Consider the following 25,993-nt stretch of genomic DNA (forward strand, 5'->3'; position numbering starts at 1 on the left):
ATAATTATTAACGATTATATAATGAGATTCTGATTTAAGTTGAGAATTACGGAGTTTACTTAATTAATTCTATTTTTTCTTAATAAGCATTCGTTTAATTTCATTCAATTTCATTAATGCTTCAATAGGTGTTAAAGTATCAATATTTGTTGAAAGAATCTCCTCTTTAATATCTTCTAACAATGGATCATCCAATTGAAAAAAGCTTAATTGCATATCATCTTCAGAAGCATTTTTAAGTGTTTCCTTAACATCATCATTTGTGTGATTTTTCTCTAATTGTTTTAGCATTTTAGTAGCTCTATGAATTACAGCCGTTGGCATTCCAGCTAGTTTTGCAACGTAAATACCAAAACTATGTTCGCTTCCTCCTGAAACTAATTTACGCAAGAAAATTACTTTATCTTTTAACTCTTTAACTGATACATTAAAGTTTTTCACACGGTTAAATGTATTAGTCATATCATTTAACTCGTGATAATGTGTAGCAAATAATGTTTTTGCTTTTGAAGGATGTTCGTGTAAGTATTCAGCAATTGCCCAAGCAATTGAAATTCCGTCATAGGTACTTGTTCCTCGTCCAATTTCATCTAATAACACTAAACTACGTTCCGAAATATTGTTTAAAATACTTGCAGTTTCATTCATTTCTACCATAAAAGTAGATTCGCCCATTGAAATGTTATCACTGGCACCAACACGAGTAAAAATCTTATCTACAATACCAATTCTAGCATTTTGTGCAGGTACATAGCTTCCCATTTGAGCTAACAAAACAATTAATGCTGTTTGACGTAAAATTGCCGATTTACCAGACATATTAGGACCGGTAATCATAATTATTTGCTGTTGAGTTCTGTTTAAAACAACATCATTTGCAATATACTCTTCGCCAATTGGTAATTGTTTTTCTATAACAGGATGACGTCCGTTTTTAATTTCTAAATCTGAAGATTCATCAATTTGTGGACGAACATAATTATTATATTTAGCTAATTCAGCAAAAGACAACAAACAATCTATTTGTCCAATTAACTGCGCATTTAACTGTATTGGTTGAATATAATCTAACAAATTACTAATTAATTCAGCAAAAAGGTCGTGTTCTAGTTTACCAATTTTTTCTTCGGCTCCTAAGATTTTGGTTTCGTATTCTTTTAATTCTTCAGTAATATAACGCTCTGCATTTACCAAGGTTTGTTTACGAATCCATTCTTCAGGAACTTTATCTTTATGTGAGTTTCTAACTTCAATATAATATCCAAAAACATTATTAAATGCTATTTTTAATGAAGTAATTCCAGTGCGTTCAATTTCACGCGCCAACATTGCATCTAAATAATCCTTTCCAGATGTTGAAATTGCTCTTAATTCATCTAATTCTTTTGAAATTCCACTTGCAATGGCATTTCCTTTATTAATATTTACCGGAGCATCTTCGTTTAATGTTTTGGTAATTTTTTCGCGAAGCGTATTGCAATTTTGTAATTGTTCTCCAATAATTTTTAACGATTCATTTTTACTCTTTTCAGCAGCTTCTTTTATAGGAATTATAGCGTTTAAAGAGTTTTTTAACAAAACAACTTCACGCGGATTTACTTTCCCAGTTGCAACTTTTGAAACCAAACGTTCAATATCACTAATTTGCTTAATTTGGTAAGTTGCTAAATCTAAAAAAGCATCAGTATCAATTAAATATTTTACAATATCGTGCCGTTTTTTTATTCTGTTAATATCCTTTAAAGGCAGTGCCAACCAACGTTTTAATAACCTTCCACCCATTGGCGAAATAGTTTTATCAATAACATCTAACAATGTTACTGCATTTACCGAAGTAGAATTGTATAACTCTAAATTTCTGATGGTAAAACGATCCATCCAAACATAGTTGTCTTCAGAAATTCGGTTAATTACCGTAATATGATCTAATTTGTTATGTTGGGTTTCGCTTAAATAATAAAGTACAGCACCCGAAGAAATAATACCTTCATGTAAATCGTCAACACCAAAACCTTTTAATGTTTTTACTTTAAAATGATTGGTTAATGTTTCAAGCGCATATTCAGTCTGAAAAATCCAATCTTCTAAATAAAATGTATAAAATCGATCACCAAAAAGTTCTAAAAACTTATTTTTATGTTGTTTTTGAACCAAAACTTCACTTGGATTAAAGTTTTGCAACAATTTATCTATATATTCACTATTGCCCTGAGCTGTTAAAAATTCACCGGTAGAAACATCTAAAAAAGAAACTCCAATTTGTTTTTTTCCGAAGTGAATAGCAGCTAAAAAATTATTTGTTTTAGACTGTAAAACTTCATCGTTTAATGCTACACCAGGAGTTACTAGCTCGGTTACACCACGTTTTACTATGGTTTTTGTCATTTTTGGATCTTCTAACTGATCACAAATTGCAACACGCATTCCTGCCTTTACCAGCTTAGGTAAATAAGTGTTTAATGAGTGGTGTGGAAAACCTGCAAGTGCCGTTTCGGTAGCGCTACCAGCACCTCGCTTGGTTAAAATGATTCCTAAAACATGCGCTGCTTTTTTGGCATCCTCTCCAAAGGTTTCATAAAAATCTCCAACTCTAAATAGTAACATTGCATCAGGATATTTCACCTTAATTGCATTGTATTGTTTCATTAAAGGGGTTACTTTCTTTGGTTTTGCTGCCAATTTTTTAGGAAATTAAGTTAGTTTTGCGAAGTTACATTTTATATTGAAAGATTGAAAAATTTAATGATTGAAAAGAATCACATAATTCAATTGATAAGTAGAATACCAATAAATTAATAACAAGAATTTAATTATCGTTATGCTGAATTTTTTTTAGCATTTCATAACATAAGAATCAACACTTTAATTAATGCGACCCTGAAACAAGTTCAGAGTGACGTTTATGTTACATTTCATTACATATATATTAAAAAATTATGAGAAAATTAAAAAATAGCGAACTGGGAAGGCTAAATGTTGAAGACTTTAAAAAAACGGCTAAAATTCCTTTAATAGTGGTGTTAGATAACATAAGAAGTTTAAACAATATTGGATCCGTTTTTAGAACAAGTGATGCTTTTTTAATTGAAAAAATTTATTTGTGCGGTATTACAGCTCAACCACCACATAAAGAAATTCATAAAACGGCATTAGGGGCAACAGAATCTGTAGCTTGGGAATATATTGAAGACACACTTTCTTTAGTTCAAAAATTAAAAGAAGAAAATGTAAAAGTAGCTTCTATAGAGCAGGCTGAGAATAGTACAATGCTACAAGATTTTAATATTGACCCCAACCAAAAGTACGCAATTGTAATGGGGAATGAAGTAAAAGGAGTGCAACAAGAAGTTGTTTCTGCAAGTAATTATTGTATTGAAATTCCACAATTTGGCACGAAGCATTCTTTAAATATTTCGGTAAGTTGCGGTGTTGTACTTTGGGATTTATTTAAGAAGTTTCAGTTTAAGAATTAGTTAAAAGCCTAAAATAGTTTTAGCGATTAAGAAGTAAATTAATATTCCTAAAATATCATTACTAGTAGTTATAAAAGGTCCAGTAGCTAGGGCTGGATCTATATTTCTTTTATCTAAAATAATTGGAACAAAAGTCCCTATAATTGAAGCAATAATTATAACAGAAATTAATGAAATAGCAACTGTTAATCCAACTTTAAATTGAAATCCTAAAAAGAACATTCCGGCAGACATTAATAGTAAAGCAAGAATTAATCCATTTAAAAAACTAAGAGTTACTTCTTTAATAAGTCTTTTCCATAAAGAACCTCTTAAACTATCATTTGCTAAACCTTGTACAACAATTGCAGAAGATTGTACACCAACATTTCCTGCCATTGCAGCAATTAAAGGTGTGAAGAAAAATAACTCAGGGAATTGTTTCATTGCATCTCCAAAACCACCTAATACAGATACACTTATAAAACCTCCAAACAAGGCTAAAATTAACCAAGGTAAACGTGCTTTTGTAAGTTCCCAAATGGTATCGTCGGCTTCAACATCTTGTGAAATACCTGCAGCCATTTGGTAATCTTTTTCTGCTTCTTCTATAATTACATCAACAATATCATCAACAGTAATTCTACCTACTAAACGTCCCATCTCATCAACTACAGGAATGGCTTCTAAATCATATTTTTGTACAATACGTGCAACATCTTCAGCTTTTTCATGAACATTTACAGAATCTACTTTATTAATGTAAACATCTTTAATAGCTGTTTTTGTTGAAGTGGTTAATAAATCTTTTAAAGATAAACGCCCTTTTAAAACATCATTATCATCTACAACATAAATTGAATGAACTTTAGAAACTTCTTCGGCTTGTGCTCGCATTTCCTTAACGCAAGTAAGTACATTCCAATTTTCATTTACTTTTACTAATTCTTTTGCCATTAAACCACCGGCAGTATCTTCATCATAACGTAAAAGTTCAACAATTTCTTTGGCGTGTTCTAAATCATCAATATGAGAAATTACCTCTTCTTTTTGTTGGTCAGAAAGTTCCGAGAAAATATCGGCAGCATCATCGGTATCTAATTCATTAAGTTCTTCCGCAATTTCTTTTGAAGAAAGTCCTTTTAATATTTGTTCACGATCATCTTCGTCTAATTCGGCAATTACTTCAGCCGTTACATCACTATCTAATAATTTTATTAAATAAATGGCTTCTTCGGTATCAAGTTCTTCAATTAATTCTGCAATATCAGCATAATGAAATTCTTCTAAATTACTTAGAAGTGTTTTATTATTCTTTTCAGCAATTAGTTGTTGAATTTCTTCTATGTATTCTGTTGTAATTTCAAACGGCATCTTTTTCTATTTTAGAAGTAAGATTAATGAATTCTTGAACAGATAATTGCTCAGGACGTTGATTAAAGATAGGGTCTTCTCTTAAACTATCTGATAAATTCATTGTTTTTAAACTATTTCGAAGTGTTTTTCTTCTTTGTTGAAAAGCTGTTTTTACAACTCTAAAAAATAATTTTTCATCAACAGGTAACTCGTAATTTTCTTTCCTAGTAAGTTTTATAACTCCAGAATCTACTTTTGGAGGAGGATTAAATACTGTTGGTGGAACGGTAAATAAATATTCAACATCGTAAAAAGCTTGTGTTAGAACTGATAAAATTCCGTAAACTTTACTTCCTGCTGTTTCTGCAATACGCTTGGCTACTTCTTTTTGAAACATACCAGCAAATTCTGGAATTTGATCTCTGTTTTCAAGTGTTTTAAAAACTATTTGTGTTGAGATATTATATGGAAAATTACCAATAATGGCAACTTGTTCGTCTCTAAAAAATTCTTTTAAATCAACTTTTAGAAAATCTTTTTCAATAATTCTATTGGCTAAGTTTAAGTAGTGTGCCTGTAAATATTCAACCGATTCTGTATCTATTTCAATAACGTGGGTTGTAAATGGTTTTTTGAGCAAGTATTTTGTTAAAACACCCATTCCAGGACCAATTTCTAATACGTTTTTATATGCGTTTCCAGTTAAACTATCAGCAATTTGTTGTGCTATTAGTTCATCTTTTAAAAAATGTTGACCTAAGTGTTTTTTTGCTCTTACACTCATAAAATTAATTTTTTAAACTCATACTATATTGTTCATTAATAAGCTTTAGTTCTGTTCTAAATGAAACTAATTTATCTTTAAATAAATGCATTGCCTCATTTCTTAATTTGGTAGCATTTTCATTATAATATGCTTCCAGAGTTTCAGCGCTGTCTGTGGTATATTGTACAGAATATGTTACGCCACCCATTTCTTCTTCAACCAATACTTGAACCATTTTTGCTTTTGAAAACTTTCCTGTTGCCAGCATTGCCGGAATATGGGTTTGTTTCATCCAAGTAAGCCATTCTTTATGAATTGCTTCGCTAACGTTGGTTGTAACATTATATATATACATAGTTTTTTTTTAAGGTGGTTTACTATTCAAAGGTACAAAGATTCTAGGTTTCAGTTAATATTGTCTCCTCTAAGTTTTCTATACTTTTTTCGAGCATCAACTAGATAAATGCTTGAGGGATATTCAAAAACAATTTTTTTGTAGTAATTTTTAGCGTTTTCAATGTCGTTCATTTTATTTAAATACAATTCGGCTAAATTAAAAGTTGCGTCATCAGCTAAAATATCATCTTTGTTTAACGCTATTATTTTCAAATAATTTAAAATTGCTTTATCAAAATCATTGGTTTTTTCAAATAATTGAGCTTGTTTAAATAATGCTTCGTCTTCTATTGGATGGCCTTTAAAGTTATTTAAAACAATATTTAAAGAATCTATAGCCTGTCTGTTTTTATTTTGATAAGACAGTAAATCTGCATACGCATATTTCTTTAATGCTACTTTTAAACTGTCTTTAAAGGCGTTATCGGTTATTAATAAATTTAAATCTAAAGCATCATTAGAAATTAGTTGAGATGTGGAGTTTTTTAATACTTTAAGCTGTGATTGTGCCCATTCAAAATCTCCTTTGAAATAAGATGTTTGTGCAATTTTAAATCGTGCACTTTGTCCTATTTCATGATTTTTTAATTTATTTTGTACTTGTGTATAAAGAATTAGAGCAGTACTAAATTTATTTGTTAATAAATAAATGTCTGCTAATTTTGTTTTTGTTTGCCCTTGTTGAAATTCATTTAAGGGTAGTTTTAAGGCTTTCTTAAGAACTGTAATAGCTTCTGAAGGGTGGTTTTTTTTGAATGCTAAAAATTCTGCAAATTTTAACTGAATGTTTAAAGTGTTTATATTTTTACCATATTCATTAAAAATTTGGTTGAATTGATTTTCAATCTCAGTAATTGGTGCATTCAATTCCAGATCCGATTGCAATAAATATAATTTAGAAGTTATCTGCTCTTCTTTAGTTGTGGTGTTTTCTAAAACATATGTAAAACAGTTTTTAGAAATTATGTATTGTTTATTTTCAAAAGCTATGGAACCTAAATCAATAATGCTTTTTAAATTTGTAGGGTTTCTTTTAAATAATGCTTTTTCTTGAATTAAAGCTTTTCCATAATCCTTTTGCTGCATAAATAACCAGCTTAATAATTGATTCCAACTATTTTGAGGGTTGTTTTGCATTCGTTGAATTAATAATTTTTTTAAGTGCTTATTCGATTCATTTTCAGGATCATCAGTAATATATTTACTAATATATATTTTAGCTGAAGACAAATAATTGGGATTAGATTCAACAAGGTTTAGATATGTTTTAAACATGTTTTCTAAATCAGCTTTTTCACCATAAATTGAAGCTATTTGAAGGTTGTAATTTGCAGAAGGATTTAATTCCATTGCTTTTTGATAGGAAGTAAGAGCATAATCTAATAAATAATTTCCTTGAAAAGTTCTACCTATTAAATATCCCTGATTACTAGATTTTTCAATAGAGTTTATTGCTTTTTTATAATAAACTTCAGCACTATCTTGTTTATGTTGCAGTTGATAATTATAACCTAGTTCAACCCATAAATAGTGTTGATTTGGAATTTTACTAAGTTGGGTATTTAAGAGCGATTTTACTTTATTAAAATCTTCTGTTTGTTGATAGCAATCCACTAAATAGTTTAAGTAACTAGTATTTATTGGGTTTTTTTCATGCAATGTTTTGTACAAAGATGCAGCTTTCTCGTATTCTCCATTTCTAAAATAAAGATAAGCAAGCGATGCATCTTGCGCCTTTATTTGTAGGGAATAACAACAGATAAGTAAGAAAATAATTTTGCGCATTTAAGTGTTTTAATTCATTCAAAGATAATTAAAGAAGTGTTAAAATTTTTATAAATACTTCCTATTTTGAGAAAATGCTGTAACAATTTGGCATAGATATTGTCTTAATAATACAAACAAACTAAATTTTTACATTATGAAAGAATTAATCAAACAATACGAAACAGCTAAAAAGAATGCAGTGAAATTCATGAAAAAAGGTCAATTACATAAATATTTTGATGCCTTAATTGAAATGAATCACTACAAAAAATTGATTACTGTACGTGCTAATTAATTAGCTCAAAACCACAATATGGGACCAATACTTTAGGGATTTTAATTCCTTCAGGAGTTTGACAATTTTCTAATAAGCCGGCTAGAACTCTTGGTAAAGCTAATGAACTACCATTTAATGTGTGTGCTAATTCGCTTTTTCCATTGCTATTTTTAAAACGTAGTTTTAATCTATTTGCTTGGAAATTTTCAAAATTAGAAACAGAACTTACTTCTAACCAACGATCTTGAGCTGTTGAAAAAACTTCAAAATCAAATGTTAATGCTGAGGTAAAACCTATATCGCCACCACATAATTTTAAAATTCTGTAGGGAAGGTTTAATTCTTGTAAAATACTTTTTACGTGGTTTACCATGCTATCCAAAGCTTCGTAAGATTTTGTAGGATGCTCAACACGAACAATTTCAACTTTATCAAATTGGTGTAACCTATTTAATCCACGAACATGCGCTCCGTAAGAACCAGCTTCGCGTCTAAAACAAGGAGTATAAGCTGTTTTGCAAATAGGAAAATCTTCTTCTTTTAAAATAACGTCTCTAAATATATTTGTGACAGGAACTTCAGCCGTTGGAATTAAATATAAATTATCTTGCGCATCATGATACATTTGCCCTTCTTTATCGGGTAATTGACCAGTTGCAATTCCAGAAGCTTCATTTACTAAATGAGGAACTTGAACTTCATCATAACCTGCTTCAGAATTTTTATCTAAAAAGTAGTTGATTATTGCACGTTGTAATTTTGCTCCTTTTCCTTTATATACAGGAAATCCGGCACCAGCTATTTTGTTTCCAAGTTCAAAATCTATGATATCATATTTTTTTGCTAGTTCCCAATGTGGCAATGCATCTTTATGAAGAACAGGAATTTCACCTTCTTCAAAAATAGTTTCATTATCATCTTCAGTAGATCCGGCAGGAACTATTTCGTTAGGAATATTAGGAATTAAATACAATAAGTCTTGAAGTTCTATAGCTTTATTCTGAAGTTTTTCAGTTAAATCTTTAGACTGCTCTTTTAATAAAACAGTTTTTTGTTTTAAAATTTCAGCTTTTTGACGCTCTCCTGATTTAAAAAGTAATCCAATGTCTTTGGATAATTTATTTGATTCAGCTAAAACAGTGTCTAATTCTGTTTGAATTGTTCTTCTTTCTTCATCAGCCAAAATAGTATTATCTACTAATTCTTCAGCGTTTTTTAGATTTCTCTTTGCTAAACCTTTTAAAACAGCTTCTCTGTTTTCTCTAATAAATCCAACTTGTAACATTGTTCTAAGTTTTAATTGAACGGCAAATTTAATAAATTGCTATGAAAAGAAACCAAATAGTTTAATTTGATTTTAAAGAAATGGTTTCTTCAAAATTAGAAATTATTTGAGGCACTTCAGAAATGCTAAAATTTAAAGCAATTTTTACTTTATCATTTTTGAGGTTTGAAATTTCAAAATCACCTTTTTTAATAGGAAAATAACCCGTAGTTCCTTTACAATAGCATAGTCGTCCGAAATGTAATTTTATAGTTTGAAGGCTCTTGTTTTGTAAAGATTTATTAGAAATAGTTTTATTTAATTCAGCGTAAATAATTTCAGAGTAATTACTGTCTTGTGTATTTTTAATAGGTTTTTTTTGAAATGTATATTTTAATATTACATGTTCTCCGTCAGAAATAACGGGATATAGAATTCCAAAATTATCAGTTTTAAACTCTAAAGATTTATTAGGTATTAACTCAATTGTACAATTACTGTTTTCAGGACAAATAGTAGTTTTTTGATTGATATGTTCAGTTATTTCATGTTTAGATTTACAAGAGACAGTCAATAAAAGAAGCACAATCAACAAATTTTTCATATTACTAATTTAAAAATTTGTTTTAGAATATTCGTTTTTAAGAAAGTTAATTGAATTGAGTTTGTCTTTTTCTAATTGAATTTTTAAGTTTTCTATAGAATCAAATTTGTGCTCGTCTCTTAAAAAACTAATGACTTCAATTTTTATTTTTTTATCGTATAAATTCCCCTTAAAATCAAAAAAGTGAATTTCAATTGTTTGGTTTTTTCCACTCACTGTTGGTCTAAAACCTATATTCATCATTCCAAAATAAAATTTATTACCAAGTTTAGATTTAACTATATAAGCACCCGTTTTTGGAACAAGTTTATAATCTTCACTAATATTTAAATTAGCCGTTGGAAATCCTATTTTTTCACCTAAATTATTTCCGTGAATTACAGTGCCATTTAGCATGAAGTTATAACCTAAATAACTGTTGGCTTTAGCTATTTCGCTGTTTTCAATTGCTTTTCTTATTTTTGTAGAACTTACAGTTATATCTTTAATTTCTTGTTGGGAAATTTTTTTCACTTTAAAATTATAAGTAAAACCATAATCTTGTAATTGTTCAAAATTACCTTCTCTATTTTTTCCAAAATGGTGATCGTAACCAATTACTAATTGAGAAATATTTAATGTATTTACCAATATTTTTCTAACAAAATCTAGAGCAGAATACCTGGAGAACTCTTCGTTAAAAGGATGAATTATTAAAACATCTAAACCTAACTTTTCAAGCAGTTTTGTGCGTTCTTCAATGGTGTTAATTAACTTAATATCAAGGTCCTTTTGAAGAACCATTCTTGGATGAGGAAAAAATGTTAATAATACAGAAGTAGCTTTGTTTTTCTTTGCACTTTTAATCAGCTTTTTAATAACTTTTTTATGTCCAATATGCACTCCGTCAAAGGTGCCTATGGTAACAAAAGTTTTATTTGTTGATTTATAATTAGATAAACTGGTATAAATTTCCAAAGTGTTAAACCTGATTTTAATGATTGTAAAGTAGCAAAAATACTGTATTTAATTAAATTGATGATAGTAAATTCATAAATATGGCATTGAAATTGTGCGCTACTTATAAACCGCCTATATTTGTTGGTTGCATTTTCACAAAAATGAATAAAGAATGAAAAGTTTGAATAAGAATTATATATTTTCGCTGTTTTTTTTAATGCTCTTTCATATCGTTTCTGCTCAGAATATAGATAAATTATGGTCTAAAAAAGCGATATCACAGAAAACTTCTATTGAAAATATTAAAGGATTTTCAAATAAAAATAAATTATCAGAACTCAATCTTAATTTAGAGTCTTTAAAAAAATATCTAAAAAAGGCACCAATAAGAAAAAATAAAATTAGTAGATCAAGTTTAATTTTAAGTTTTCCAAATAGTGATGGTGAATTGGAAAAATTTCAAGTTTATGAAGCTTCAGTTATGGAGGAAAGCCTTCAAAATAAATATCCAAATATTAAAACATATACCGGCAAGGGAATTGATAATCCAAATTTAAGGATACGTTTTAGTTTAACAAATATGGGTTTTCATGGGATGATTCTAGATAACCTTTCGAGTACAACATTTATTGATCCTTTAAAAGAGAGTAATTCTTATTTAGTTTATCGCAAATCTAGTTTGTCTCCTCCCGAAGAAGCATTTCAATGTAAATTTGATGATTTTAATTCACATGCTTCCAAAGCGCCTACTAATGTTTCTGCTAAACAATCAAATGCAGATGATGGTAAATTAAGGACTTTTAGGTTGGCAATTGCTACTACGGGAGAATATTCACAATTTCATTTAGACAATCAAGGAATAAGTGCCTCAGCGACAGATAGCGAGAAAAAAGAGGCCGTATTATCTGCAATTGTAACTACAATTACACGCGTGAATGCAATATTTGAAAGAGATGTTGCTTTAACAATGAAATTAGTAAGTAATAATACAGATATTATTTTTTTAAATTCTGCTAATGATGGTTTTTCAAATGATGATTCTGATAGTTTAATTGATGAAAGTCAACAAAAAATTGACGCTATTATTGGATCGTCAAATTATGATATTGGCCATACTTTTAGTACCGGAGGTGGTGGGTTAGCCCAATTAAATTCTCCTTGTATTCCTGGTCAGAAAGCAAAAGGAATTACAGGTGATGCAAAACCTATTGGCCCTAGTTATGATATTGATTATGTTGCGCATGAAATGGGACATCAATTTGGTGCCCATCATACTTTTAATGCTACGGCTGGTAATTGTGCTGGTAATTCTTATAGAGGTACGGCTGTAGAACCCGGTAGTGGATCAACAATAATGGCATATTCAGGTCTTTGTTCTCCATATAATGTTGAAAATTTTAGTGATGATTATTTTCATTTAGTAAGTATTCGAGAAATTTGGGCGAATATTGAAGAAGGCGCTAGTTCTTGTGGTTCAATATCAACAATAAATAATAGCGCACCAACTATTGAAGTATTACAAAATTATATAATTCCAGTTTCAACACCATTTCAATTAACAGCAAATGCATCAGATGTAAATGGTGATAATTTAACATATACGTGGGAGCAATTAGATACTGAAGTGGCAGCTCATCCTTTAGTAGCAACATCAAATCAGGGGCCTTCATTTAGATCTATACCACCAAGTGATAGTGAAACAAGAGTTTTTCCTAGTATGGAAACAGTGTTAGGAGGAAATACATCTAATGAATGGGAAGTCTTACCTTCAGTTTCAAGAACTATGAAGTTTGGCGTGAATGTAAGAGATAATAATGAAAATGGTGGGCAAAGCGCTAGCAAAGAGTTAAATATAGAGTTTGTGAATACGGCAGGACCTTTTAAAGTTACTTCTCAAACTGAAGAAGAAGAGTGGTCTGCAGGAACGGTTCAAACTGTAAATTGGGATGTTGCCAATACAGATAAAGATCCTATTTATTGTGCTAAAGTAAATATTCTATTTTCAGAGGATGGAGGGGTAACATTTCCAATTACTTTGGCTTCAAATGTGCCAAATAATGGTTCTTATAATATAGTGGCACCTAGTAAAACTACTACTGTTGGAAGAATTAAAATTGAAAGTGTAGGTAATGTGTTCTTTAATACCAATATTAAAAATATTTCTATTGAAACGTCAGAATTTGTTATGGATTTTGATGTTACTTCAAAAATTAGTTGTGCGCCAAATGAAGTGATTTTTAATATGACTTATAAAACTTTTTTAAGCTTTAATGAAGAAACTACTTTTACCGCAACGGATTTACCCGAAGGAGCAACTGTTTCTTTTAATCCTGAATCTGCTTCAGAAAATGATACTTCTGTTGAAATGAAAATTTCAGGAATTGGAGAGGAAGATGATGGAGACTATGGTATTACAGTTAAAGGAACATCTGTAAATGAAGAAAAAAATACTGCAGTATTTTTAAAAGTATTTTCAGATAATATTATTTCTCCAAAGTTAAATTTACCGGAGAACAATTTAGAAAGTGTATTTGAACCTTATTCATTGGACTGGAATTTGAGTGACAATATTGAGGAATACATAATTGAAATAGCCTCAGATATTGATTTTAAGACTATTGTTGAAGCATCAACGTCAACTGTAAATAATTATGAACCAAAGTTACTTGAGTTTAATAAAGATTATTATTGGAGAATAAAAGGAAAGAATAATTGTGGAGAAAGCAGTTTTTCGGAAGTTTTTAAATTCACAACTGCAAATGTTATTTGTAGTTCAAACAGTTCAAAAGATACACCACTTAATATTCCGGATAATTCATCAAGAGGTGTTTCTTCTATAATAACTATTGTAGATAATAAAATTGTAACAGATATAAATGTAACTGTTAATGCACTTCATGAATGGGTTGGAGATTTAACATTAATATTAAAAAGTCCGTCGGGAAAGGAAGTTATATTATCAGAAAATAATGGTGATGAAGGATTAAATTATACAAATACAGTATTTGATGATGAAGCAGATAATTCAATAATCTTTGGAAATTCACCATTTACGGGTAGTTTTATTCCACAAGAAAGTTTGTCTGAGTTTAAAAACGAAGAGTCTTATGGAAATTGGACTTTGAAAGCAATTGATGGTGGCCCAGATGATTATGGATCTATTCAAAACTGGAGTATAGAAATTTGTGGAGAAAATGTAATAGGAAATGATGATGATAAAGATGGTGTAATTAATGATATTGATATTTGTGAATTTACACCACTTGGCAGTGAGGTTGATGATACAGGTTGTTCAATATTTTCGTTGCCAGAAAATAATTTTACAATTGAAGGTATAGGAGAAACTTGTCCAGATACTGGAAATGGACAAATAAATATTTCAACAAAAGAAGCCCATAATTATGCGATTTTTATAGATGGATCTAAGATAGAATTTACCAATTCAGTTGAAATATCTGGGTTTTTACCAAATAGTTATGACTTTTGTATTGAAGTAATTGATGAATCGTTTAGGCAATGTTTTTCGGTTGATATTGCCGAAAGTGATGAAGTATCTGGTAAAACCACTTTAAATTTAGGTAAAGCAACTGTTATACTTGAAAACGGAACAGCTCCTTTTTCAATTTTTGTAAATAATAAGCTTGTTTTGGAAACTGATTCTAATGAGTTTGTAATTGACGTAAAAAATGGTGATTTTGTTGAAGTGAAAACAAAATTAGCTTGTGAAGGGATTTATTCTAAATCCATTATTATATCAAATGATATATTGGCATACCCAAACCCAACAAAAGGAAATTTAAAAATAGCTTTACCAATTACGGAAAAGAGTGTTTTTATTGAGTTGTATAATTTACAATCACAATTATTATCCGCAAAAAAATATCAAGTAATTGACGGTAAAGTTGATTTGGATTTATCAAACAAAGCCACTGGATTGTATTTTGTAAAAGTGAATCTTAACATACCAATGATACTTAAAATTATTAAAGAATAAAAAAGACAGCTTATCCAATGTTTTTTTATTTAATAATGAATATTAATTACCTAATTTAGCCTTAAATAATTTATAACAATGTCATTACTTATATTTTACGCTTCAGTTTCTATATTCTTTTCATTTCTATGTTCAATATTAGAAGCAGTATTACTTAGTGTAACGCCAACTTTTGTTTCCATAAAAAAACAGGAAAATAAGGGTTATGCAGATACCCTTGAAATTTTAAAAAAAGATGTTGATAAACCACTAATAGCCATATTAACTTTAAATACAATAGCACATACTGTTGGTGCAATTTTAGTAGGTGTACAAGCCGAAACTTTAGACTATAAAGTTGATATTTTAGGGTTCAACATTGTTGGAGTTGTTTCTGCGATAATGACGTTATTAATTTTAGTAGTTTCTGAAATAATACCAAAAACTGTTGGTGCTACCTATTGGAAACAATTAGCCAATTTCACGTCTAAAGCATTAGTAGTATTAATGTTTCCATTAAAATGGACAGGTATTTTATGGCTTCTTCAACTAACAACAAAAGTAATTGGAGGGAAAAATGTACATGGGTCTATATTAAGTCGTGAAGATTTTCATGCAATGACGGATATAGCAAAAGAAGAAGGTGTTTTTGAAGAAAATGAAAGTACAATTATAAAAAATCTGTTAACTTTTAAAGAAGTTTTAGCAAAAGATATTATGACTCCTAGAACAGTTATGATATTAGCTTCAGAGGATATTTCTATTCAAACTTTCTTTAATGAACATCCAAAACTTCAATTTTCAAGAATTCCAATTTATAAAGAAAACTCAAATAACATTACGGGTGTTATTTTAAAATACGAGGTTTTACAAGAGATTATAAATGGTAATGGTGAAAAACCTCTTTCTTCTATTAAACGTGAAATTTTAGTAACTAATAGAAATACACCAATTCCAGATTTATTTGAAACATTGGTTTCTAACCGTGAGCATATTGCTTTAGTTGTTGATGAATTTGGAACAACTAGTGGACTTGTTACTATGGAAGATGTTATTGAAACGCTTCTTGGTTATGAGATTATGGATGAAAGCGATAACGTTGCCGATCTTCAACATTTGGCAAGGAAAAATTGGGAATCTAGAGCTAAAAAAATTGGCTTAATTGATGAAAAATCGAATAATTTCAATCACGAAAATAAGTAAAACTTAACTCTTAACTTTATTCTTATTACTTTTTGTATAAATTGATTGGTAGTTAAACCTAGTTAGTTTGTATGGATTTTTACTCCCTTGGTTGAATATATTTTAAATTCAACTATACATACTATTACTTTGTTCTCATATTAGGAAATAAACCTAGAAAACAAAGAATTATGTCTATTAAAAGTATAAATGGTTGCATTGGTTGCGAAGAGTGTATTAAAAGCTGCCCAACCGATGTTATCCGGTTAAATCCTGACTCAAAAAAAGCAGAAATTTTATATCCTGAAGACTGTCAAATATGTCATTTATGTCGTATGTACTGTCCGGTAGATGCTATAACAATTTCTCCAGAAAAAACCATTCCCGTAATTGTATCATGGGGATAAAAATGAATATTAGATATGAAAAAAGAACACTACATATTTAAATTAATAGCATTAATTCTTGCGTTCATAGGAATGCCAGTATTATTATATTTTCAAGGAGATTTTCCTAAAAGAAGTTTCCTTATGCAAACGCTTTCACTAATTACCATTTTAGGTTTTACTTTATTGTTATCTCAATTTTTTACTTCAAGATTGAATAAAACATTGGTTAAAAAAATTAGAATGGTTAATGTTTTAGCTATTCATAAATTTATAGGTTATCTATTTATTTCAATTTTATTATTGCATCCATTTTTTATTATAGTTCCAAAGTTTTTTGATAATGGAGTAACTCCAACCCATGCGTTTATAAGAATAATTACAACATTTAGTAGCTTAGGAATTATACTTGGATTAATAGCTTATACTTCAATGCTAGTACTTTTAATAACGTCCTTTTTTAGGTTTAAACTTCATTTAAAGTATAAAACTTGGAGAAATTTACATGGTTATTTAACCTTGTTATTTGTAGTAGCAGCAACCTGGCACGTTGTAAATATTGGTCGCCATAGCAATACTTCATTTTCAATTTACTATGTGTTAATGGTGGCAAGTGGAATTTATTATTTGCTAAAAACCTATTTATTTAAAACTTCAAAAAAATGAAAAAGCAAAACGAAAAACAGGAAATGTCTAGACGTAAATTTATAAGCTTAGCTGGTGGGGCTGCTGCAAGTTTAGCGGCAATGTCTGCAATGGGAATGCCGTTAGACTGGGCTTTAAATAATACAGGAATTGATGTAGAATCACTAGATGTTAATAAAATTAGTACTGATGTTTTGGTTATTGGAAGTGGAATGGCAGGTTTATTTGCCGCTGTAAAAGCGCATGATGCTGGTGCAAAGGTATTAATGGTTTCCAAAGGAAGATTAGGAGCTTCAGGGCAAACACCTTTTGCTAAAGGAATTTTTGCTTTTGATCCTGAAAAAGAAGATTTAAGTTTAGATGAATTTGTTGTTAAAGTTTCACGTTCCGCATTAGGCACTAATAATAATGCTTACACCAAGCAAATGGCTCAGCATTCTTTGGCTCGTGTAATTGAATTAAAAGAATGGGGTTTTTTCGATTCTTCATTGTATAATAAAAGTTTTAGCAAACCTATTGTAGAAAGAAATATTACTGTTCAAGAAAGAATAACAATAACACATTTAATAAAAGAAAACGATAAGGTTGTTGGTGCTGCAGGTTTTAGTATTGATGAGCAAAAAGTGTTATTTTATGAAGCAAAAAGTGTTATTTTATGTACTGGTGCAGGAGGTTTTAAACCTAATGGATTCCCAATTTGTGATCTTACACACGACGGTACAATAATGGCTTATAATATTGGCGCAAAAGTTACAGGTAAAGAATGGAACGATGGTCACCCTGGAAAATCAGAAAATGTAGCAGCTTGTTATGATGGTTGGGGAGATATGTTTGAACAAAAACCAAGTACTACAGGTGTTGAGATTCGCCATGATTTAGGTGTTGATATGAATTATGTAGCTTATAATAACGGAAGCCCTTTAAAAATGGGCCCTCCAGGATCTGGAGAACAAACTAAAGTTAGCGGAGGTCCTTATACACCAGAAGAGTTTATGCGTCACAATGATACACCACCAGGAGGAAAAGAAGGTGGAAGACCTCCAAAAGGTGGAAAAGGAGGTCCGCCAAAAGGGGGTAAAGGAGAAGGAGCACCTCCAGGAATGGGTGGAAGTATTGTTGGAGGTTCATCTGCTGGTATGTCAATACATAAATCTGAAGGATTAGTTCCAATTAACGATCAATGTGAATCTACTATTCCCGGATTATATGCTGCTGGAGATGCTTTAGGTTCGTATATGGCTGGAGCAATTTATACTCAAATAGGATCATCTTTAGCTGGCTCAGCAGTTCAAGGTGGAGTTGCTGGTGAGGCTGCCGCTAAGTATTGTAAAAACATAAATTCAATTAAAATTTCGACTTCAAAAATGAAAGAAATTGAAGAAGAAATATTAGCGCCATTAAAACTTGAAGCAGGTTATAGTCCGGCTTGGGTAACTCAAACCTTACAAGGTATTATGATTCCTAATTTTATTATTTACATAAAAAAAGAGAACTTATTAAAAGCTGCTTTAGCTTATGTAGAAGAATTAAGAGATCACCATATACCAATGTTAAGAGCTTCAAATATGCACGAGTTACGTTTAGCACATGAAACAAAAAATATGATTATTAGTGCTGAAATGAAACTTAAAGCATCTATTATGCGAACAGAAAGTAGATGCAGCCATTACCGATTAGATTACCCAGAATTGGATAATGAAAACTGGCAAGTTTGGTTAAACATATTTAAAGGTGAAGATGACACCATGCAGTTTGAAAAGCAACCTTTTAATACTTGGCCAGTATAATTTTAAAATATTAAGAAAAACCCCTTTTCATTTTCCCAAAAAGAATCGACACTTTAAATAGTCGGTTCTTTTTTTGTTAGAAGTTTTCCTTACTAATTTGATGATTAAAAATAACCATTATCAAATAAACATCTTTGGTAGACAAAAACCTCCAATACGTTGATTCTAATTTTCATTTAAGACTATCTACTCTTTCTTTGTTTCAACATAAAAAAATAAGTCACCCTAAATTTAATAAATATGAAAACAATGACACTTAAAAAATTAAGTTTACTATGCTTTAGTGTATGCATGGCTTTTACAATAATAGCTTGTGAAGATGACGATGCAATAACTGATACAACCGACGGGACAGAAGAAACTTCAGAAAATTTACCTAATATTTCAGGATTTCCTATTGTTGGAACTAATCAATCAAAATTCTTTAATAATACGACTGAAACTACAACTCAATCTGTAGGTGATGACTTTTATGGGCAAAATGCTAATTACCCAGGTAAAACACCAAGTTATAAAGATAATGGTGATGGTACAGTAACTGATATGGTTACTGGGTTAATGTGGGAACAATCTTTCGATCACAATGGAGACGATAGTATTAATGCTGATGATAAATTATCATATAGCGATATTCTTGAGGTTGTAAATACTACTTCTACTGGTGGTTATACTGATTGGCGTGTGCCTACAATTAAAGAAATGTATTCTCTTATGATGTTTAGTGGCCGTGATATAAGTTCTGTTCAAGGGGATGATACAACAGGTTTAATTCCTTTTATCAATACCAATTACTTCGATTTTGCTTACGGAGATACGAGTGCAAGAGAACGTTTAATTGATGTACAATGCGCTACTACAGCTGTGTATGTAAGTGATGAAGTTCCTGAAACTGTTTTTGGTGTTAACCTTGCTGATGGGCGTATAAAAGGCTATGGAACTGAATTTATGGGAGGAGATAAAATGTATAATTACTTATTGGTTCGTGGTCGTGAAACTTATGGTATAAACCAATATACTGACAATGGTGATGGTACCATATCTGATAATGCAACAGGTTTAATGTGGATGCAAGATGATAGTACTACAAGTATGGTTTGGAAAGATGCCTTAAGTTATGCAGAAAACTTTGAATTTGGCGGATTTAGTGATTGGCGTTTACCTGACGCAAAAGAATTACAAGGAATTGTAGATTACACAAAATCTCCAGCAACAACTAATTCGGCAACTATTGACGACTCCTTTAACAGCACAGTAATTCAGAATGAAGCTGGCGAAGATGATTATCCTTGGTATTGGAGCAGTACAACCCACGAAGCTGAGTCTGACGGCATGGAAGGTGGATGGGGAGTTTATTTAGCATTTGGCCGTTGTATGGGGAATATGGGAACTGATACTTGGACGGATGTTCATGGTGCTGGAGCTCAACGTAGCGATCCAAAAGATGGTGATCCAACTGAATTTGCAGATGGACATGGTCCACAAGGAGATTCCGTTAGAATATTAAATTATGTACGTTTAGTTAGAGATATAAATTAAAAATAATTGTTTGATTAATGTTAAGAGCTTGTTGTTTTCTATGGAAATAACAAGCTTTTTTAATCATATTTTAACTATAAAACTGTATTCATAGATAAAATTAGCCAGTTCATTGATTTTAATTCTTCACACTGCAAAACTTGCGTTCCTTTGAATAAAGATATAGAAATCATTAAAAATTTTAATAATAATAACTTTAAATTATGAAATTAAAAAAGAATAAAATTTGGGCTATAGTTGTTTTAGCATTAGTAATTACAACAACAACTTTTGCACAACAAAGAGGTCCAAGAGGAGGACAACAAGGAGGAAGCCAACAAGGGCCACCAGAAGTTCCAACAACAAAAGAAATTGTAAAAATGGTTGATAAACTTTCTAGCGAAATTTTATTATCAGATGAACAAAAAACAGAAGTTTTAGTATTGTATAAAGAACACTTTGAAAAAGTTGAAAGTAAAACAAGTTCTGGTAGACCAAAAAGAGAAGAAATGGAAACTCTAAAAGAAGATTTTGAAACTGATGTAAAAGCTGTATTAACTAAAGATCAACAAAAATTATATGCTTCGTATCTAAAGAAAAACAGTAAAAAAGAAAGATCACAAAGAAATTAATTAAATTAAAGATAATGAAATCAACCTCAAAATTTTTAAACCTATTTTTAATCGCCTTCTTATTTATTACTGTTAGTTGAGAAGATGATGAAGGTAAAGATTCTCAAGGTGCAGATGCTATAAGATTTGATACAAAAGATGAAGCCGGACCAGGTGGCGAAGATGTCAAATGTTATTTTAACTACTAAGTTTAGTAGGAGATATAGAATAATATTGAATTAATTAATAGTTTGTTTTAAGTTTGAAAAAGGCTTGTTATTTAAATGAAATAACAAGCCTTTTTATATGTACATAACTCTCATATTTAAGTTCGTTGATAAAATAATACAGTTGGTTGATTTTAATTCTTTACACTCCAAAACTTGCGTTCCTTTGAATAAAGAATTAGAAATCATTCAAAATAATAACACAATTAATAAACCCTAATTAAAATTTATAATTATGAAACTAACAACTAAATATTTAAACCTTTTTTTTATAGCTATGCTATTTTTTGCAATAACTAGCTGTGATGATGACGACAATATTGAAACAAATACTGATACTGATTCCGATACTCAATTAATTGTAAATGACTACTTACAAATTGCAACAGGACAAACTACTTTATATGATGGCGATGGAGAAGTTTTAAGTAGTGTTAGTGAAGGAGATGATTATTACGGACAAGATGCAAATTACTTAAAAGGGGTAGCAATGTCTTTTAGTAATTATGATGATGGAATTACAATAGATAATAATACAGGGTTAATGTGGGAACAAATACCTACAACTGATGAGTTTACTTGGGAGGAAGCCAAAGAATATTGCGAAAATCTTGAATTAGGAGGCTATGATGACTGGCGATTACCTAGTTTAAAAGAACTATATTCTGTTGCCGATTTTAATAAAGGCTGGCCGTATATTGATACTGATTATTTTGCATTAGCAAGTGGAGAAGTATCTAAAGACGAACAATTTTGGTCTAGTAATTTATATGTTGGAGTTACTGTTGAAGGTGGATCAAATGCAGCCTTTGGAGTTAATATTGTAACTGGGCATATTAAAGCTTATGCGGCTTCAATGCCAGCAGATGGAGGTGTAGATGGAGGAACTCCACCCGATGGAGGTACTGGAACTCCTCCTCCAGCAGATGGAAATGGTGCTCCAACAGGTAATCCTTTAGCAAAATATGTACGAGCAGTAAGAGGGGATGCTTATGGTGTTAATAATTTTAAAGATAATGGAGATGAAACAATTTCAGATAATTCAACTGGTTTAATGTGGGCAAAAAATGATGATGGTGTAGTATTAGATTGGGAAAATGCACTTGCATACGCAGAAAGTTCTGAATTAGCAGGATATACAGATTGGAGATTACCAAATGTAAAAGAGTTACAGGGAATTGTAGATTATTCCAGATCTCCAACAGCTACAGAAGCTGAAAATGTAGGTCCTGCAATTGATCCGATTTTTAATTGTACACAAATGCAAAGTGAAGCAGGTTATGATGATTATGGATACTATTGGACAAGTACTTCAGCAAACTTTACAAGCGGAGAACCTTATTACTACGCATGGTATGTTGCTTTTGGTAGAGCTGTAAATAGTGAAGGTGAAGATTTTCATGGAGCAGGTGGTGTACGTTTTGACACAAAACACGAAGATGGACCAGCAGGCGAAGATGCTGAACGTTATTATAATTATGTTAGATTAGTAAGAGATATAAATTAAGTTTGGATTAATAATAATAGGTTAAGTTAATTTGGCTCCATTAATTAAGATATTAATTAATGGAGCTTTTTTTATTTAAAAATTAAATACTTAATTAGTATTATTGGTTGATGAAACAAGCCAATTCGTTGATTTTGTTCTTTTGAAGCCTTTATATACAGTTCCTTTGTTGTATAATGAAACAACAAATAGAACATATAGTAAAAGCCATAGAACCTATTTCTTTAAAAGAAATGGATGGTGTTTCTTTAATGAAAAGAACAGACACGAAATTTGTTATTCACGAAAAACACTTGGTTGAAGTTTTAGAAAGCATTAAAGACCAATACAGAGTATTAGAAATAAATGAAAATAGATTGTTACCCTACTCTTCATTGTATTTTGATACACCTACAAAAAAATTCTACCTAGATCACCATAACAGAAAAGTGAATAGGACCAAGGTTAGAATGCGCAAATATGTAGAATCCGATATTTGTTTTCTTGAGATTAAACAAAAAGATGGTAAAGGAAAAACAACAAAATCTAGAATTTCTATTGATGATTTTGAGCCCGAACTTTCAGTTAATTCAGCTGAGTTTATTAAAAAAATAACAAAGCAAAATTTTGATTTAAGACCTATTATTTGGAATAAATTTAACCGAATAACTTTGGTAAATAAAACAGCCAAAGAACGTTTAACAATAGATTTAAATCTTTCTTTTAAAATAAACAATTCCTTTAAAAATTTTGAAAAACTAGTTATAGTTGAATTAAAACAAGAACGTTTTATACGCACTTCTCCTGTAGTTAGAGAATTAAAATTAAAGCAAATAAATCCTTATAGCTTAAGTAAATATTGTATAGGAATGATAAGTGTTTACAAGGGTTTAAAATACAATCGATTCAAGAAAAAATTAATTAAAATAAATAAAATAACAACTTAATAACTTATGGAATTTTTAGATATACCTTTATTCGATGATGATTTTTTTAAAATGATGTTCAGATTCACTCTAAACTTTATATTTTTAACTGTAATCATTAGATTTATATACTACCCTGCTTCAAAAAGGAAAGATTACGTTTTTACTTATTACTTAATTAGCATAATTGTGTTTTTCCTCTGTTTTACATTAAAGAAATATGAAATGGATATTGGAATGGCATTGGGTCTCTTTGCTATTTTTGGGATTATTCGCTATCGAACAAACCCCGTTGATATAAAAGAAATGACTTATTTATTTGTTGTTATTGGAGTTTCAATAATAAACTCATTGGCAAATAAAAAAATGAGCTATGCAGAAATTCTTTCAGCCAATGCTATTATAATTTTTGTCCTTTTATTTATAGAAAAATATTGGGCTTTAAAACAAGTAGTTTCTAAATCTATTATCTACGAAAATATTGAAAACATTAAACCTGAAAATTACGAGATATTAAAAAGTGACCTAGAAAACAGAACAGGTTTAATAATAAACAAAGTAAAAATTAGCGATGTAGATTTTTTAAAGGATACCGCTAAAGTAACCATATTCTATTTTAATAGTAATTAAATATATATGAAACAAGGGCGCTTAAAAGTTTATCACTTAATATAAAAAGACTAATAACTAACAGCATGCTTGTACTGAGCGGAGATGGGATATAACCTTAAAATAATAATATAGATAAATGAAATCAACTATAAACAAACATTCATATTTTATTGCATTAATAGTTTTTACAATGGTAATAACAACCGGGTTTTCACAAACTGAAGATACGAATGATTTAGAAAACTGGAGCTCTATAAATTTAGAATATAAATTAAATAAAAAATGGTCTTTTGTACTTGAAGAGCAATTGCGTTTGGATGAAAATATTTCAGAAATAGGCGAGTACTTTACCCAATTAAATACTGAATATTCACTTTCTAAAAAATTTAAAATAGGTGTTGGTTTACGCTATATTAAAGAGAATGATAACGAAGGAAAAATACAAGGTTATGAGGATCATTTTAGATTTCATTTAGAAACTTCTTATAAACATAAAATAGACAATTTCACTCTAAAATATAGATTGCGTTATCAAAATAAAAATGAATTAGGTGTTAGCAATTCTGAAGGAGATTATGCTAATCAAAATATTCGTTTTAAAACCTCAATTGAGTATAATTTCAAAAAATGGAAACTTGATCCAAAAATTTCAGCAGAAATTTTTAATCACCTTGAAAAAGGAGAAGAAAATGGCTTCAGTAAATATCGTTTATCCATAGGTACAGATTACAAATTAAAAAAGATAGGAACCTTTGGTTTATTTTATGGATTTGAAAAAGAACTAAATGAAACAATTCCTAAAACAAAAAATATAATAGGACTTAAATATACATATACTATAAAGAATAAATAAAATTTGGATTAATAATTTGGTTAAATTAAGCTCTATTAATTAGGTAATAATTAATAGGGCTTTTTTGTTTTTTAAGAATAGAAATGTGATCATAATAATATCAATATTTTTAAGAAGTGATGATTAATATGACCCAGGTCATTTTCTTAATAAGCACTTTTTTCTAATTTTAGAATGTTGTTTAGCTATAACAACAATAACCAATTTATTAGCAAATGGAACTAGAGTTGTTGGTTTGGGAACCATAAAAGCAATGATGTTACCTTTATTTGTAGAGCCAATACAGTGTTGGATAATTTGGTGCTGGTTAAATATACTATTGAAAAATAAATAGAAATACAGAACAGAAGCTAATGTTCTCATTACTGGTAAGTTTAAATCAGAAAACATAGAATCTTATTCAATCAAGATTATGAAAAAATTAATGCCTTAAGTAATAAAATTAAAAAACGAGAAGTTATGATTACAAATTTAAAAAAGTCAGAATGCCTTAAAATACTTAATAATAATTACATAGGTCATTTAGGTTATATATATAAAAATTTGCCGTTTGTAATTCCTATTACTTATAATTATGATAAAAAAAATATTATAATTATTGCTTACACTGGAGAAGGTCATAAAACTCAAGCCCTACGATTAAATAGTTCTGTAGCACTTGAAATTGCTGAAATACAATCTATTGATGAATGGAAATCTATATTAGTTCAGGGTACTTTTGAAGAATTTAAAGGTCCAGATGCGAAATATTATTTACATAAGTTTTCAAATAATGTAAAAAAACTTATCACAGAAAAAGAAAAAAAGGAACTTCATTTTATCCCTCAATTTTCTGATAAAACTCATTTTGAAGCTATACCAATAGTTTACCACATAAATATTCAAAAAATTACAGGTAAGGAAAGAAAATCTAAAAAGTCTCAGAAAAAACACTTATTTAGGGAATCATTAAGTTTGTAGATAAAAAAT

22 protein-coding genes are annotated in these 25,993 nt (G+C 29.8%); 14 read left to right on the plus strand and 8 right to left on the minus strand.

All coding sequences use genetic code 11. From position 1 onward, the window contains the following. Positions 1-69: 69 nt before the first annotated feature. Positions 70-2,679, minus strand: a complete 2,610-nt coding sequence (gene mutS, locus DAD81_RS05870; protein WP_218939668.1) for a DNA mismatch repair protein MutS — start codon at positions 2,677-2,679, stop codon at positions 70-72. A 257-nt stretch (positions 2,680-2,936) separates the two neighbouring features. On the opposite strand from mutS, the gene DAD81_RS05875 reads away from it, so the two are divergent. Further along, complete coding sequence (locus DAD81_RS05875) at positions 2,937-3,473, plus strand: RNA methyltransferase (RefSeq protein ID WP_111707300.1); 537 nt, start codon at positions 2,937-2,939, stop codon at positions 3,471-3,473. Here DAD81_RS05875 and mgtE read toward each other — a convergent pair whose 3' ends face one another. From mgtE to DAD81_RS05895, 4 genes are read right to left on the minus strand one after another with little or no spacing between them, the layout of a single operon-like run. Then, positions 3,474-4,826, minus strand: coding sequence for a magnesium transporter (gene mgtE / locus DAD81_RS05880; protein ID WP_111707301.1), 1,353 nt, complete (start codon positions 4,824-4,826; stop codon positions 3,474-3,476). Beyond that, positions 4,816-5,592, minus strand: coding sequence for a 16S rRNA (adenine(1518)-N(6)/adenine(1519)-N(6))-dimethyltransferase RsmA (gene rsmA / locus DAD81_RS05885; protein WP_111707302.1), 777 nt, complete (start codon positions 5,590-5,592; stop codon positions 4,816-4,818). Before rsmA ends, mgtE begins: the two co-directional genes overlap by 11 nt. A 4-nt stretch (positions 5,593-5,596) precedes the next feature. After that, on the minus strand, positions 5,597-5,929 hold the full coding sequence (locus tag DAD81_RS05890; RefSeq protein ID WP_111707303.1) for a DUF4286 family protein: 333 nt from the start codon (positions 5,927-5,929) through the stop codon (positions 5,597-5,599). 50 nt (positions 5,930-5,979) lie between these two features. Beyond that, positions 5,980-7,755, minus strand: a complete 1,776-nt coding sequence (locus DAD81_RS05895; RefSeq protein WP_111707304.1) for a tetratricopeptide repeat protein — start codon at positions 7,753-7,755, stop codon at positions 5,980-5,982. Between the two features lie 136 nt (positions 7,756-7,891). On the opposite strand from DAD81_RS05895, the gene DAD81_RS20805 reads away from it, so the two are divergent. Continuing rightward, positions 7,892-8,032 carry a hypothetical protein gene (locus DAD81_RS20805; RefSeq protein WP_179950028.1) on the plus strand — a complete coding sequence of 47 codons (141 nt, stop codon included), beginning with the start codon at positions 7,892-7,894 and terminating at the stop codon, positions 8,030-8,032. On the opposite strand, the gene serS is transcribed toward DAD81_RS20805, so the two are convergent. The 3 genes from serS to DAD81_RS05910 form a co-directional block, all read right to left on the minus strand. After that, positions 8,025-9,299, minus strand: a complete 1,275-nt coding sequence (gene serS, locus DAD81_RS05900) for a serine--tRNA ligase (RefSeq protein ID WP_111707305.1) — start codon at positions 9,297-9,299, stop codon at positions 8,025-8,027. The two genes, DAD81_RS20805 and serS, sit on opposite strands and share 8 nt — an antisense overlap. A gap of 61 nt (positions 9,300-9,360) precedes the next feature. Next, positions 9,361-9,882 (minus strand): hypothetical protein, encoded by a 522-nt coding sequence (locus DAD81_RS05905; RefSeq protein WP_157961085.1) that lies wholly within the window; start codon positions 9,880-9,882, stop codon positions 9,361-9,363. Positions 9,883-9,891: 9 nt separating this feature from the next. Beyond that, positions 9,892-10,839 (minus strand): bifunctional riboflavin kinase/FAD synthetase, encoded by a 948-nt coding sequence (locus DAD81_RS05910; protein WP_111707307.1) that lies wholly within the window; start codon positions 10,837-10,839, stop codon positions 9,892-9,894. A 154-nt stretch (positions 10,840-10,993) separates the two neighbouring features. Here DAD81_RS05910 and DAD81_RS05915 point away from each other — a divergent pair, with 154 nt between their 5' ends. The 12 genes from DAD81_RS05915 (at position 10,994) to DAD81_RS05975 (ending at position 25,984) form a co-directional block, all read left to right on the plus strand. Continuing rightward, positions 10,994-14,815, plus strand: coding sequence for a reprolysin-like metallopeptidase (locus DAD81_RS05915; RefSeq protein ID WP_111707308.1), 3,822 nt, complete (start codon positions 10,994-10,996; stop codon positions 14,813-14,815). A gap of 78 nt (positions 14,816-14,893) precedes the next feature. After that, positions 14,894-15,997: a CNNM domain-containing protein gene (locus DAD81_RS05920; protein WP_111707309.1), complete on the plus strand. Its 1,104-nt coding sequence runs from the start codon at positions 14,894-14,896 to the stop codon at positions 15,995-15,997. A 170-nt stretch (positions 15,998-16,167) separates the two neighbouring features. After that, positions 16,168-16,383: a 4Fe-4S dicluster domain-containing protein gene (locus DAD81_RS05925; RefSeq protein ID WP_111707310.1), complete on the plus strand. Its 216-nt coding sequence runs from the start codon at positions 16,168-16,170 to the stop codon at positions 16,381-16,383. A 15-nt stretch (positions 16,384-16,398) separates the two neighbouring features. Next, positions 16,399-17,028 (plus strand): ferric reductase-like transmembrane domain-containing protein, encoded by a 630-nt coding sequence (locus DAD81_RS05930; protein WP_111707311.1) that lies wholly within the window; start codon positions 16,399-16,401, stop codon positions 17,026-17,028. Further along, on the plus strand, positions 17,025-18,794 hold the full coding sequence (locus DAD81_RS05935; protein ID WP_111707312.1) for an FAD-dependent oxidoreductase: 1,770 nt from the start codon (positions 17,025-17,027) through the stop codon (positions 18,792-18,794). The genes DAD81_RS05930 and DAD81_RS05935 overlap by 4 nt, the downstream gene beginning before the upstream one ends. 240 nt (positions 18,795-19,034) lie before the next feature. Next, positions 19,035-20,330, plus strand: a complete 1,296-nt coding sequence (locus DAD81_RS05940) for an Lcl C-terminal domain-containing protein (protein ID WP_218939669.1) — start codon at positions 19,035-19,037, stop codon at positions 20,328-20,330. 203 nt (positions 20,331-20,533) lie between these two features. Further along, entirely contained in the window at positions 20,534-20,941 is a 408-nt protein-coding gene (locus tag DAD81_RS05945; RefSeq protein ID WP_111707314.1) for a hypothetical protein, read from the plus strand. A 441-nt stretch (positions 20,942-21,382) separates the two neighbouring features. Further along, positions 21,383-22,654, plus strand: coding sequence for an Lcl C-terminal domain-containing protein (locus DAD81_RS05950; RefSeq protein WP_111707315.1), 1,272 nt, complete (start codon positions 21,383-21,385; stop codon positions 22,652-22,654). A 176-nt stretch (positions 22,655-22,830) separates the two neighbouring features. Continuing rightward, complete coding sequence (locus DAD81_RS05955; protein ID WP_111707316.1) at positions 22,831-23,580, plus strand: polyphosphate polymerase domain-containing protein; 750 nt, start codon at positions 22,831-22,833, stop codon at positions 23,578-23,580. Between the two features lie 54 nt (positions 23,581-23,634). After that, positions 23,635-24,189: a DUF4956 domain-containing protein gene (locus DAD81_RS05960; RefSeq protein ID WP_245949184.1), complete on the plus strand. Its 555-nt coding sequence runs from the start codon at positions 23,635-23,637 to the stop codon at positions 24,187-24,189. Between the two features lie 118 nt (positions 24,190-24,307). Continuing rightward, a complete protein-coding gene (locus tag DAD81_RS05965; protein WP_111707318.1) occupies positions 24,308-25,024 on the plus strand; it encodes a DUF2490 domain-containing protein in 717 nt (238 codons plus the stop codon). Positions 25,025-25,483: 459 nt separating this feature from the next. Further along, on the plus strand, positions 25,484-25,984 hold the full coding sequence (locus DAD81_RS05975) for a pyridoxamine 5'-phosphate oxidase family protein (protein ID WP_111707320.1): 501 nt from the start codon (positions 25,484-25,486) through the stop codon (positions 25,982-25,984). Positions 25,985-25,993 lie beyond the last annotated feature (9 nt).

The organism is Lutibacter citreus, from assembly GCF_003260195.1.
GTDB classification, from domain to species: Bacteria; Bacteroidota; Bacteroidia; order Flavobacteriales; family Flavobacteriaceae; genus Lutibacter; species Lutibacter citreus.

Excerpts from the sequence above, each read along its gene's own strand:
- DAD81_RS05875 (WP_111707300.1), top strand. The coding sequence starts at position 2,937 with ATGAGAAAATTAAAAAATAGCGAACTGGGAAGGCTAAATGTTGAAGAC.
- mgtE (WP_111707301.1), bottom strand. The coding sequence starts at position 4,826 with ATGCCGTTTGAAATTACAACAGAATACATAGAAGAAATTCAACAACTA.
- rsmA (WP_111707302.1), bottom strand. The coding sequence starts at position 5,592 with ATGAGTGTAAGAGCAAAAAAACACTTAGGTCAACATTTTTTAAAAGAT.
- DAD81_RS05890 (WP_111707303.1), bottom strand. The coding sequence starts at position 5,929 with ATGTATATATATAATGTTACAACCAACGTTAGCGAAGCAATTCATAAA.
- DAD81_RS05895 (WP_111707304.1), bottom strand. The coding sequence starts at position 7,755 with ATGCGCAAAATTATTTTCTTACTTATCTGTTGTTATTCCCTACAAATA.
- DAD81_RS20805 (WP_179950028.1), top strand. The coding sequence starts at position 7,892 with ATGAAAGAATTAATCAAACAATACGAAACAGCTAAAAAGAATGCAGTG.
- serS (WP_111707305.1), bottom strand. The coding sequence starts at position 9,299 with ATGTTACAAGTTGGATTTATTAGAGAAAACAGAGAAGCTGTTTTAAAA.
- DAD81_RS05905 (WP_157961085.1), bottom strand. The coding sequence starts at position 9,882 with ATGAAAAATTTGTTGATTGTGCTTCTTTTATTGACTGTCTCTTGTAAA.
- DAD81_RS05915 (WP_111707308.1), top strand. The coding sequence starts at position 10,994 with ATGAAAAGTTTGAATAAGAATTATATATTTTCGCTGTTTTTTTTAATG.
- DAD81_RS05920 (WP_111707309.1), top strand. The coding sequence starts at position 14,894 with ATGTCATTACTTATATTTTACGCTTCAGTTTCTATATTCTTTTCATTT.
- DAD81_RS05925 (WP_111707310.1), top strand. The coding sequence starts at position 16,168 with ATGTCTATTAAAAGTATAAATGGTTGCATTGGTTGCGAAGAGTGTATT.
- DAD81_RS05930 (WP_111707311.1), top strand. The coding sequence starts at position 16,399 with ATGAAAAAAGAACACTACATATTTAAATTAATAGCATTAATTCTTGCG.
- DAD81_RS05935 (WP_111707312.1), top strand. The coding sequence starts at position 17,025 with ATGAAAAAGCAAAACGAAAAACAGGAAATGTCTAGACGTAAATTTATA.
- DAD81_RS05940 (WP_218939669.1), top strand. The coding sequence starts at position 19,035 with ATGAAAACAATGACACTTAAAAAATTAAGTTTACTATGCTTTAGTGTA.
- DAD81_RS05945 (WP_111707314.1), top strand. The coding sequence starts at position 20,534 with ATGAAATTAAAAAAGAATAAAATTTGGGCTATAGTTGTTTTAGCATTA.
- DAD81_RS05950 (WP_111707315.1), top strand. The coding sequence starts at position 21,383 with ATGAAACTAACAACTAAATATTTAAACCTTTTTTTTATAGCTATGCTA.
- DAD81_RS05955 (WP_111707316.1), top strand. The coding sequence starts at position 22,831 with ATGAAACAACAAATAGAACATATAGTAAAAGCCATAGAACCTATTTCT.
- DAD81_RS05960 (WP_245949184.1), top strand. The coding sequence starts at position 23,635 with ATGTTCAGATTCACTCTAAACTTTATATTTTTAACTGTAATCATTAGA.
- DAD81_RS05965 (WP_111707318.1), top strand. The coding sequence starts at position 24,308 with ATGAAATCAACTATAAACAAACATTCATATTTTATTGCATTAATAGTT.
- DAD81_RS05975 (WP_111707320.1), top strand. The coding sequence starts at position 25,484 with ATGATTACAAATTTAAAAAAGTCAGAATGCCTTAAAATACTTAATAAT.